Below are 11,508 nucleotides of genomic sequence, written 5' to 3'. Positions count from 1 at the left end.
GTAACCTCTCACCTCTCCACGATCGTAATAGTATATGGGCTCATGTCTAGACCAGACCAGCGTACCCTTAGGGCTGATTCTTGCGCAATGCTCGTCCGCAACAGCTTGCCGTGCAAGCTCTCCAGTTGAGGATCATCCGCTAGTACGTACCTGATTAGCAGCTGGCATTCATCAGATCCGTTGCTGTTCTCCGGAGCCTGTTCCTGTACTACAATCTCTGAATGAAAAAACTGCACCCACAGATCGACAGCATCTGGTGTGCGTGCCCATCTTGTTAATTCCTCCTCGGTAAAAGCTTCTGTAGTAAACGTAAAGCTCCCTCGCTGGGCTAGTGCACTGAACACAGGCTTCCACAGTTCAACGACTTCCGTCCATGGAATACCTTTAGGAATATATTGAGCATTCTCAGCATAGTGCTCATCTTCAAGTTCATCTATTACTATATCCGGGATAAAACCAACCTCTTGTTCCTCCCAAGCCCAAGGAAGTGGATAGACAAAATCCTGATTCGGAGCAAACAATCCGCCGAGCAGCAGTTCAAAGCTGTCACCGCTTGGCAGACCCTCTTCTTTAACCCATTCCTCCCATACATGCGTACGAAAATTAAAGCCGGCGGCTCCCCAGAATAGTTCAGGGAAGTTCAATCTTAAGTTGGTCTCCACCTCGAAAATATTCAAGACTATCTCAGCCAGCTCATCGTGTACACGCCTTGAGAGCTCGACTCGTTCAGAAAGAATACGGATCTCATTAAAGTCGATCACATCCTTCTCATCATTGGCTAGCCGGGCCAGAGAACGATGAATATTATCAAAATGCTTGCGTTCCTCATCGAACTGCTGATGAATTTCTTCGAGTCGCTGATGCCGAGCCACTCCGAATTCACTAAAAATATGCTTCGGGTTACGGCGCAATGCATTCCGGTATTCCTGCTGCTCATGAGTCATCTTCCTAACCCGGGAGATAAGCTCATTCACATCCTGAAGCGCCCGAGTTACACGTCCATGCTTAATATGCATCTGAATCTCGAGCAGCTTGATGCTGATCTGGAACTCTTCAATAATCTCATGACTCATAAAAATAAGCTCCATGGCATATTCGGAGAGACGATAGATTGTTCTGCCGCTCTCTTCCCAGCTACTGCGGGTCGCATCCTCATCCACCATGAAATACTTATATTTCTGCACAGACATTTGCCGAGCCGCATCATCATAATAATAGGATTCGAAATCCCCACCATTTCCGCTCCAGAGCAGGCCATCTACTAAACGTTCTACGGATTCGGTAGTCCCGAGATTCGCAATATTGAACCGTTCCAATGCAGTCCAAGCCAACGCTATGATATCTTCCTTGGATCTTCTCTCATTGGATTCTAGCTCCAAATAATAGACTTGCAACAAGATGCTTAAAGATACCATTTCTTTGTACGGTTGGATTTCGCCAAGGTTCATCCCAGCCCCCAGATTCCATAGGGGATTCAATCGTTTATTTCGTTCGCCAAAATCCGACCAATTCATCTTTCTGCCATCCTCACCAAATAAAAATAAAACCCGTATACATCCGTATAGGGTTCTGAAGTACGCGAATATATGTTTCTATTATATCAATTCATCGAAGGTTATGCTATTTATTGTTAAACAAAATAATAGATTCTATCCACGCATTCTACTCTGCAGAATCTGGAGTACATGCCATGCAATACTGCTCTAATGTACTGTTGGGTAAAGGGATAACCTTAACCGTGCGGAATTGATAATGCTCATAGATGGGAAGATTACTTAGAGTCTGTGTCTCTAACGTGCATAATGCATTCTTCTCACGGCACTCGGCGAGCAGCGGCATCATAATTTTTGATACATATCCTTGCCCACGGTAACGTTCTTGCACTACAAGCATATCCAAATGCATATACTTCTGATCTCCAAACATCGATAACCATAAGGAGCTCATACTGCGCAAAGTGGCTAGCCCTCGAATAAATCCTCGCACACCAATGATTCGGCAAATCGGTAAACACTTGAGAATCGCAAGCCCAATTTGTTTCATATAGTTGACGTTCGAAATCAATGTCCCGCTCTGACGCTCCGAATGGAACACCAAGGCGACAGCTTCATAATTTGTTGACGTCGTTAGTAAATCCGAATAAGGATACAACATCTCAATATAACGATGAAAAAAAATGTTTAAAACGCTGAGTCTGGTTGTTTCATCAGGCAAAATATGCTGATACAATGGATCATCCTTTGCGAAGGCTTCTGCCAGAACGCTGGCGGCTTTCGGAATGCCCTGCCGATGAATTTTAATTAATGAACTACAAATAGTTCCACCTCATTTAGTTTACTTTCGCGATAGGCTCGGTTAGTGTACAAGCCATTCAAGAATATTATAACTGGTTCAGTCAAGTCCTCATTTAAGGGGATGAACTTAGATATGGCACGATGGTTCTATTGTCATTTCTTCATTGAATGAGATATGATTAAAAAGATTACAAAAATACTGGGAGGAAAAATGGAAGATATTATACTGTGGCTTAAATACTTGTTTCTAGGGTTTGTTCAAGGGGCAACTGAGCCAATCCCCGTTTCCTCGAGCGGCCATTTAATCATCGCGCAGAAATTGCTAGGCTTAAAACAGAATGGGCTATCATTTGAAATCCTAACAAATACGGCTTCTCTAATTGCGATTTGCTTTATTTTCCGCAAAGATATCGGAAGATTGATCACTGGATTCGTTCAATTTATTCTGACCCGCAAAGAGGAATATAAGTCAGATTTTATGTTCTCTTTGTACATTATCATTGGCACCATGCCTGCGGTTATCGTAGCCTTGTTCTTTAAGGACCAAATTGAGGAGATCTTCTCGTCAGTACACACCGTGTCCATCGCCTTGCTGGTAACCGGGGTTGCTTTATGGTTAATTCGTAATCTTCGCGGTCGTAAACAAGATGGGGATTTAAAAGCCAAGGATGCAGTCATAGTCGGACTTGCCCAAGCTGTAGCTCTTATTCCTGGCATAAGTCGTTCAGGCGCAACGGTCATCTCTTCCATTGCTGTGGGAATGAAGCAAGAAACTGCTTTACGCTTTTCTTTTATGCTGTATATTCCAATCAGTCTGGGCGGACTTGTTATGGGTGCATCTGATATTGCCAGTGACCCGAACCGAGCGCAACTAGCAATTCCATACTTAATTGCATTTATCACTACACTAATCGTTACGTATTTTTCTATGCGCTGGTTTATGGGGATTATGGCTAAAGGTAATTTGAAGTACTTCTCTTATTACTGCTTCTTGGCGGGGATACTACTCCTTATCTTCATGTAAGTACATGATTTCAAACAAAAGCCCTCATGACAATCTCTGGGATTACAGAGAGCATGAGGGCTTTTCATCCTATTTTAACAGGGATATTACTTCACCACTCGACCTAATCTTGCCGATCCTAGGGAAAATGGTTTTACACACATAGTCATGCTCTTCTTTCGTAGAAGCAGTCATTGCATCTTCCACAAAAACTTGGTTGTAACCAAGCTGATAAGCTTCTCTAGCTGTCGTATCCACACCGATGGATGTAGAAATACCACACAAGACAATTGTATCTATACCACGACGCCGTAGCTGTAAATCAAGATCCGTTCCGAAGAATGCCCCCCATTGACGTTTAGATATCACATGTGCGTTTTTGAAGTCAGATAATTCAGGTACCAAGGTATCCCAACCTTCTGGAATGGCTCCTGCATTCATCTTCAGATCTGTTTGAGGTCTTAACATATCATGACCATCTAACGAGGATACTCTTACAAGTACTACAAATGCCCCCTTTTCCGTGAAGGCTTGAACTAAATTGCTACCTTTCTGAACCACCTGCTCACCTGTATGTGGAGCCTTATTCGGCATGTTAACAATTCCATTTTGCAAGTCGATTACAACCAGCGCCGTTTTCTTTGCATCAATACATTCAGTTTCTGATCTCTTTAAGTCTTCCATTGTCTTCTCTCCCATTTAAGCTTAGTTTTTTATATACTTTAAAATAAACCCAGCCTGCATTTATCAATAGCAAAATACTCGTAATAAAGAATACATCTCGGATCCCAAACCAGGCTGCCACTTGCCCACCTAGAACCGAACCCGCAAATGTGCCAAGATAACCTGCCGACATGTTAAATCCAAACACTCTGCCTGTAAGCGCATCTGGTGTTATTTTCTTAACGAGGATATTCACAGAAGGTATTAACCCACCTGCCGCTAATCCTAGTAGAAAACGCAGACCCATTAACTGCCAAGGATTCTGAACAAACGCTTGTGGGATAAACAGAAGTCCTGCCGCTATAAGCGCAACTAGTATAACTTTTTGAGCACCTATTCGGTCAGACAACTTGCCAAGCCTTGGTGCAGCAATAATGTTAGCCAGCCCTGAAGCTGAGAAGGTCATCCCTGCAAGCAGAGCCACATGACTAGCACTCTTGGAGAGCTGAGTAACATATACCGTAATAATTGGTTCTACAGAGTATAAAGCAACAGTTAGAATAAAGAAGGTTAAAAACAAGGTTAGTGTTAGGCTTTTCTCTGGAACACTGCTCCAGACCTCCTTGATACTTAGCGTCTTTTTATCTTCACGATGAAAAGATTCCTTCACGAACAAAGCCGTTGTAATGAAGGCAACCAGCATCAGTCCACCCGTAACAAAAAATGAACTTTGTAAACCCATGCTCTCTGCAATGAAACCACCAATCGTTGGGCCAAGTAAAGCTCCAGCAATACTGGCTGTTGAAAGAGTTCCTAAAGCATATCCTGCATGTTCCTTATCCGTCTGAGTCGCGATTAATGTAGTACAAGCTGTACTATAACCCGTTATTGTGCCCTGTAATAATCTTAATGCAATTAATACATACACATTAGGCGCAAAACCCATACAGCTGATCACAATCGCCATCCCAAGACTTGCCCGCAAAAGCATTGGTTTCCGTCCGAACCTGTCTGCCGCCAGTCCCCAAATGGGTGAAAATATGGCTGAAACGATAAAGGTAATCCCAAAAGCAATGCCAGAAAACTGAGCAACGGAATCGGCATTATCCACGCCAAGATGCTTAATGTAAAGTGGCAATACTGGCGCAATCTGGCTCATACCTACACCTGTTACAAACATACCAAACCAGCAAACGATCAAATTCCTTTTCCACATGGACATAAAAAAAGCCTTCTTTCTGCTAACAATAACAACCTCATATTAACAGTCAGATTGGCTCTATACCATGCATTATTCTAAACTCCATGGACATTTTTGCTCTGAAATTCCGAAGGGCTGATGCCTATCATTCTTTTAAAAATTCTGCTGAAATAAAATTCATCCGTAAATCCAAGGGTTTGCGCAACCGCTTTGATTTTTATGTCCCCTTCAAGAATCAGCTCTTTCGCTTTATCAATTTTCATTTTATTAAAAAACTCAATGATCGAATAACCTGTAATCTCTTTGAATGCTCTCGATAAATAAGCAGGTGAAAGCTGTACCAAATCTGACAATTCGCTCAAGCTAACTTTCTCATTGATCTTTTGATGCATATAATTAATAATTTTTTCCACCTTTAATGAAGTGGAGTAATTTTGACTTTGTTTTTGTGTATTTTGAGCAATTGCAATGATAAGCTGCTGTAACAAAGTCTTCGCTACAAATTCATACCCTGGCAGCTTAGTATTCCAGCTCTGAATCATTTGTCCGAAGATATCTTCCACTTGATAATAATCCTTCAATTCGGATACAGCTTGCAAATGGAGTGAATCCACATCACCACTAATTCCCCAGTTCTCCTCGTTCACGCTCACCTTCGCATAGTTGAAATGAACGGACAGAAAGCATAAGGGATCTTCAGCATCTATCTCTATTGAATGCTTAACATCTGGAGAAATATAGAATAACATACCAGCTTTAAACGAATGTCGTTTTCGCTCCATCATAAAACTGCCCTTCCCTCCAGTCACTAAGAGAAGTTCATGATGCTGAAGGGTTCTAACGAGCTTGCTCCAATTTCTCTTGGGGTCGTTGAAGTATCTATAATTACAATATAGTATGTGGAAAAATAGATTATTTATATTCATAAAAGACCTGTCCAAATGTCCACCGAACGTTCGATCGGATCGTATTCTACATCATATCCGAACGTTTCGGATATAAATCGGAGAGGAACATAGGTCGCGTAACCGTATAGATGAGGTGGGCTATTCATCTGCACAGCTTGTCCATTAATGTAGGCTGTATGATCGTCGATGGTCATCTTCAGAGAAAGTCCATTTTTTTCAGCGGTAATCGTGCGAGTTGCCTTGTTCCATTCTACCCTGGCTCCAAATAACTCAAAGAGATAACGCATGGGCACTTCTGAAATGCCATTCACAATGTTTAGCGGCGGTGCTGATAGAAGTGGCATATCATCAATGTTCAACTGATACAGGAATGGGCTTGTCTTAAAGGTCCATTTTTTCACTAGCGTTTTGCCACCAGATTGAAATGAAACCTCCGCGGTATACTCCCGATCCCCCCTCAACTGACGCTGCGCTGTTAGTACATACCCGTAACCAGAATTGAGTTTCTTCACACTAAGCGGGATACTAATGTGGCGGTTGCCTGCCTGTGTGCTTAGTTTAGCCTTTAGGTCTGCTACATCCCGTAGACTACTAAACACCGTAAGTGTTGTAGCTTCTCCTTGAATTAACTGCTGTGCATTCATTTTGTAAATGTTGCCTGCCCACACTCGCGTCATTCCATCATAAGGAAATACGCTCGCAGTCGCTGGTGTAATCATTACGCCTTCTGACTTCACAGCACCAACAATCACGGTAGACTTACCCACTCGTGCAATGCCAATAGAAGCAACTGCCGGGGTCAGCATCACTTCCCTGCGATCATGCATAACTGCTAGCTCGTTAATCTCTGAAGCCATATCAAATTCATCATAGGCCCGCTCTTTCATATATACGGTTTCCACAATCTCCGGTACTTCTCCGCTAAAACCCGAAGTTAACACTCTCTCTTTAGGCGTTTGTTGGGTAAAGAACTCACGACCTTTCACTTCTATAGATAAATCGCCTTCAGACTTTATCGTAAAATTAGCATTAGCGTAGCGAGCATGATTAATCGCCGCCTTAACGAGGGCAGGATCAAGTTTCACATCATCCAACCCCATTTGTTGCCGAATTTTATTAATCGAAGCTAGTGCTTTTAGTTGCTCCGCACTACTAGTTCCGTCAAACAATACTTTTGCGGCTTGTACCTTTGTGACATCAATCAATGGAGTGATTGCCATAAGCAGCAAGACGCCTATAAGTATCCATTTTTTACGCATAGTTCCCCTCCTCAAAATTCCATATCTTGTTAGACGACATTCTTCCAGAAAGGTTTCTGTAAAGCAGTTCAAAAACACAAGACAAACCACCCCATAAATGAACTTCACCTCAATGGTTAGACACACAATCAGAGGCGTATTTCATTATAGAGTGGCTTCTCTGTAATCTCTTATGGTTTCTGAATAAACAGTTGTGTCCAATAATGTTGATATTGACTTGTAGCAGTTCCCCCTACATAACCAACCCCAATATCCGTAAAGCGAGGATCCAAAATATTAGCTCTATGACCAGTACTGTTCATCCACGTTCTCATTACTGCTTCAGGTGTTGCTTGGCCCGCCGCGATATTTTCTCCATAAGCACGCCAAGCCACTCCAAATCGATCTAACATTTGAGATGGGGTGCCATAAGTTGGAGAGGTATGGCTAAAATAATTATTATCCCTCATATCTCTTGATTTCAAAACTGCAAGATCAGTAAGCTGCGTATTTAGAGTTAAGGCAGCAATTCCTCTACTCGTCCGTTCTTCGTTGACCAATCTAAATACTTGTAGTTCAAACGCATTAGCTTGTCTAATATGAATTCTTGACCGCCCTACTCTTTTCGTCGGTTTACTCGAAGTGCGTTTCAGCGTTGATCCTTTAGAAAGTGAACTCTTGACTCCTCTTATTGATGATATTCTTTTTCTCATAAATTCCCCTCCAGCAATGTATTTATAACAATATATTGTGGAAGAGGTCTTCACGCTTGTACTAAAATCTATAAATTTTTAATAGATCTACTATTCGTGAGCTAGTACCGAGGAATTATTAACTTGATTTTTCTTTAACTTGACTTGTATTAGTTACTTTATGTTAATATAAACAAATCATGAACGTTGATATATCATCTATTTTTCTAATTAGGAGAGATCACATGGATTTCAAAGACCCACTAGGGTTAGTTATTCGAGATTTACACTTAGAAATAGCCAATTATTTAACAAAATTGCTTGCACCCGTTCGGCTTGCGCCTGAACAACATTTACTTATGGCTTTGTTGCTTGAGAAAGAAGGTCTATCTCAGAACGAGATTGCTAATAAGCTTGGGAAGGATAAAGCCAGTGTTGCCCGAATGATCGCTAGCTTAGAGAACAAGGGGTACATTCATAAAGTACCAAGTACGCAAGACCGTCGTTCGGTAAATGTTTTTGTCACAGACGAAGGCAGGAAATTAGAGACTACAATTAATGAGGTGACAATCAAATTAAACGAAATTATAGCGACAGGATTCTCTCCTGCGGAGTACTCAGCGCTAACAACTTTGTTAACTCGTGTGCAGAATAATGTAAGAGAGGCATAAATGCATATCCTCTGCTCTATAGTTGACATATCATCTATTCTTCAAAAATAATACGAATCCATTTCTGAAAAGAGGTTTATCCCTATCATGGAATCAACAGCAGCTGTTCAAGTTAAACGTCCCGCCCTAATGGCCTTCTCCCTTATGCTAGGAGCATTCGTCGGACTATTTAGTGAAACCGCCTTAAATATGGCTTTTACCAACTTAATGGATGAATTTTCAATCAACGCCTCAACGGTTCAATGGCTAACCACAGGATATTTACTTGTATTAGGTATCCTCGTTCCGATATCCGCCCTATTAATGCAATGGTTTACCACTAGACAATTATTCACAGCATCCTTGTTATTATCTATCATTGGTACATTAATTGCTGCCCTCTCCCCCAATTTCACCTCCTTATTAATTGCGCGTTTAGTGCAAGCCTTGGGAACTGGTTTATTGCTGCCCCTAATGACGAACATTATTCTAATAATTTTCCCTGCACATAAACGTGGAACTGTCATGGGGATGATGGGACTTGTTATTATGTGTGCACCGGCCATCGGGCCAACTTTGTCTGGTTTGATCGTGGATCATTTTGGCTGGGAGTTTATCTTTTGGACAAGTTTACCTTTATTATTATTTACATTTGGATTCGGATTAACATTTATCAAAAATGTAGCCAAAATCTCTAAACCTAAAATAGATATTTTATCCATTCTACTTTCTACTTTCGGATTTGGTGGCATCGTATTTGGATTTAGCAACATCGCTGATCATGCTTTAAGTGAAATCATTGTCTATCTGCCTCTTATCGTTGGTGTCATCAGCTTAATCCTGTTTGTATTAAGACAGTTTAAGTTGGAAACGCCGATGCTAAATTTACGAGTGTTTAAATATCCTATGTTTACAATAGGTCTGATAATGGTCTTTTTAGGAATGATGATCATCTTATCCTCTGCCATTTTATTACCGTTATATTTAAAAGGAGGTTTATTGTTATCAGCTACAGCTGCAGGAATTCTACTCCTTCCAGGCAGTGTGATTAACGGAGCTATGGCTCCAGTTACGGGTAGAATATTTGATAAATTCGGTCCGAAATTATTGCTGCCGCTTGGATTCTCCATCGCAACCATTGCAGGTTTTCTATTTACAAGCAATTCTACTGAAACCAGTAACCTGACCTTTATTTTAATACACTGCGCTATGTTTATCGGATTAGCTATGGTCATTATGCCCGCTCAAACCAATGGCTTAAATCAGTTACCCGTGAAATACTATCCGGATGGGGCTGCTGTTATGAACACACTTCAACAAATCGCAGGTGCTCTTGGTACAACGTTCGCTGTTACACTAATGTCTAGCGGACAAACACGATTCGCTAATACACATCCAACTGCTGCACAGCCTGAAATTTTAACCGCAGGAATTACACATGCATACTTATTTATCGCAACAATTGCAGTTATCGGATTAATTTTATCGTTATTTGTGAAGCGTATTAGAGTTTATTAATTTTAATCAAAAAAGACAGTGGACACGAGCTGTCCGCTGTCTAAATTTTAATCCATATATTTTTCATAAAATACTAAAGTTAATTTATTGTTTATTCGCTTTGTTTCTTCTGTTCGTTTATATCCTACCTTTTCATATAAATAACAGTTCCTCTGCTCTTGCTCAATACTATCCAGCTCCCATTTTTTCGCGTCATTATATCTCTGTTCAATGATTGCAAAAACCTGCTGAGCGATCCCCATCCCCTGGTATTCTGGCATAATAAATATGGGGCTGACACGGTAAGTATTGTTTTCCTTTTTAACGATTCGGACACCGCCCACAGCAATATCAGAAGTCTTAATTATATAATAATCTGTAAAAGACTGATTAATTCGGTTTATCATTTGTTCTACGGATTCATTGGCTGGGCTGGTTTCATAATCCTTATATTTCTCCAGTAATGGCATAAAGGCTTTGACTTGCATTTGATGAATAAATTCCGCATCACTTACGTCTGCTTTACATAAAGAAATCCCCATAAAGATGTACCTCCATTAAAATATATTACTATTAACAAGGTTTATGGTTTGTTTTTAGGTATGATATAGAGTGATCCGTCTTCCTTGTATTCAGCATAAGCAATGTCCTCAACGCATTGATAGCCATGCTCCCTGATCCATTCCTGGATCTGTATCTTATTCATCGGTCTGCCACGCATCGAATCTTCCAGCAGCCTACCTTTATCAATAACTGTAATGGAAAAAGAGGAAGACTGCTCCGATTGCTCCTCTTCAGACTTGCGCATAATCGACAGAGAGCCATTCGTTTCGAGCAGAGCATACTTCACTTCACTTAGAGAAAAAATATTTTGCTGCCGCAGCATAAACAGCAGTTGGGTAAACTCAATATCGTATTTCTCCATCAAATCCTGATTCACTTTGCCATCGTCAATAAGCAACACCGTCCGGCCTTCCGCCATGTTCCCGAACTTCACAAAATGGGTCGTTGCCTTTTCAAACAAATAAGACAAAGCGGTCCAGATGAAAAGCGCAAACAGCAGATGCCAGATCTTCACCTCATTATCATATATCGTATTCCCTACAATCTCACTTAAAATCAATGATGACAGGAAATCAAGTGGCGTCAATTGACTAAGCGTCTTGCGGCCAGTAATAAAGGTAATGATCCACAAACCAAAGAAACTAATGATCAGTTTGACACCTATAGTTACAAATATCTCCATTGCTGCACCTCCAGCTGGGACCTCGCACAAGGTCGTTGCCCTTATGACACGAAATCCATTCATGAAAGGTATTACACACTCCTAGTGGGGGATAAACAGCAAACGAGACGCTCTGC

General features: G+C 41.2%; 12 protein-coding genes. 3 read left to right on the top strand and 9 right to left on the bottom strand.

The annotated features are described in order from the left end of the window. Window positions 1–8: 8 nt before the first annotated feature. Complete coding sequence (locus tag MKX35_RS13900) at window positions 9–1,514, bottom strand: hypothetical protein (protein ID WP_076286631.1); 1,506 nt, start codon at window positions 1,512–1,514, stop codon at window positions 9–11. Window positions 1,515–1,662: 148 nt separating this feature from the next. Next, window positions 1,663–2,229, bottom strand: a complete 567-nt coding sequence (locus tag MKX35_RS13895; RefSeq protein ID WP_256716380.1) for a GNAT family N-acetyltransferase — start codon at window positions 2,227–2,229, stop codon at window positions 1,663–1,665. A 276-nt stretch (window positions 2,230–2,505) separates the two neighbouring features. On the opposite strand from MKX35_RS13895, the gene MKX35_RS13890 reads away from it, so the two are divergent. Beyond that, entirely contained in the window at window positions 2,506–3,318 is an 813-nt protein-coding gene (locus MKX35_RS13890; RefSeq protein WP_042189788.1) for an undecaprenyl-diphosphate phosphatase, read from the top strand. Window positions 3,319–3,387: 69 nt separating this feature from the next. On the opposite strand, the gene MKX35_RS13885 is transcribed toward MKX35_RS13890, so the two are convergent. The 5 genes from MKX35_RS13885 to MKX35_RS13865 form a co-directional block, all read right to left on the bottom strand. Further along, a complete protein-coding gene (locus MKX35_RS13885; protein WP_076286629.1) occupies window positions 3,388–3,981 on the bottom strand; it encodes a hydrolase in 594 nt (197 codons plus the stop codon). After that, window positions 3,953–5,182: a multidrug efflux MFS transporter gene (locus tag MKX35_RS13880; protein WP_076286628.1), complete on the bottom strand. Its 1,230-nt coding sequence runs from the start codon at window positions 5,180–5,182 to the stop codon at window positions 3,953–3,955. Before MKX35_RS13880 ends, MKX35_RS13885 begins: the two co-directional genes overlap by 29 nt. A gap of 74 nt (window positions 5,183–5,256) precedes the next feature. Further along, a complete protein-coding gene (locus tag MKX35_RS13875) occupies window positions 5,257–6,087 on the bottom strand; it encodes an AraC family transcriptional regulator (protein ID WP_076286627.1) in 831 nt (276 codons plus the stop codon). Next, the gene (locus MKX35_RS13870) at window positions 6,084–7,328 is read right to left on the bottom strand and encodes a stalk domain-containing protein (RefSeq protein WP_076286626.1); all 1,245 of its coding nucleotides are present in this window, start codon (window positions 7,326–7,328) and stop codon (window positions 6,084–6,086) included. Before MKX35_RS13870 ends, MKX35_RS13875 begins: the two co-directional genes overlap by 4 nt. A 170-nt stretch (window positions 7,329–7,498) precedes the next feature. Then, window positions 7,499–8,020, bottom strand: a complete 522-nt coding sequence (locus tag MKX35_RS13865; RefSeq protein WP_076286625.1) for a CAP domain-containing protein — start codon at window positions 8,018–8,020, stop codon at window positions 7,499–7,501. A gap of 224 nt (window positions 8,021–8,244) precedes the next feature. Between MKX35_RS13865 and MKX35_RS13860 the strand changes: the two genes are divergently transcribed. Together MKX35_RS13860 and MKX35_RS13855 are read left to right on the top strand one after the other, a co-directional pair. Beyond that, the gene (locus MKX35_RS13860) at window positions 8,245–8,670 is read left to right on the top strand and encodes a MarR family winged helix-turn-helix transcriptional regulator (RefSeq protein ID WP_076300488.1); all 426 of its coding nucleotides are present in this window, start codon (window positions 8,245–8,247) and stop codon (window positions 8,668–8,670) included. 87 nt (window positions 8,671–8,757) lie between these two features. Next, the gene (locus tag MKX35_RS13855; RefSeq protein ID WP_076300489.1) at window positions 8,758–10,167 is read left to right on the top strand and encodes an MDR family MFS transporter; all 1,410 of its coding nucleotides are present in this window, start codon (window positions 8,758–8,760) and stop codon (window positions 10,165–10,167) included. 47 nt (window positions 10,168–10,214) lie between these two features. On the opposite strand, the gene MKX35_RS13850 is transcribed toward MKX35_RS13855, so the two are convergent. Together MKX35_RS13850 and MKX35_RS13845 are read right to left on the bottom strand one after the other, a co-directional pair. Further along, window positions 10,215–10,688 (bottom strand): GNAT family N-acetyltransferase, encoded by a 474-nt coding sequence (locus MKX35_RS13850; RefSeq protein WP_076300490.1) that lies wholly within the window; start codon window positions 10,686–10,688, stop codon window positions 10,215–10,217. 41 nt (window positions 10,689–10,729) lie between these two features. Next, window positions 10,730–11,392, bottom strand: coding sequence for a DUF421 domain-containing protein (locus tag MKX35_RS13845; RefSeq protein WP_042189803.1), 663 nt, complete (start codon window positions 11,390–11,392; stop codon window positions 10,730–10,732). Between the last annotated feature and the right edge of the window lie 116 nt (window positions 11,393–11,508).

Origin of the sequence: Paenibacillus sp. FSL R5-0923 (genome assembly GCF_038009145.1) — a bacterium.
Lineage (GTDB): Bacteria > Bacillota > Bacilli > Paenibacillales > Paenibacillaceae > Paenibacillus_AQ.
The sequence above is the reverse complement of the archived record's forward strand: the minus strand, read 5'-3'. Positions and strand labels throughout refer to the sequence as shown.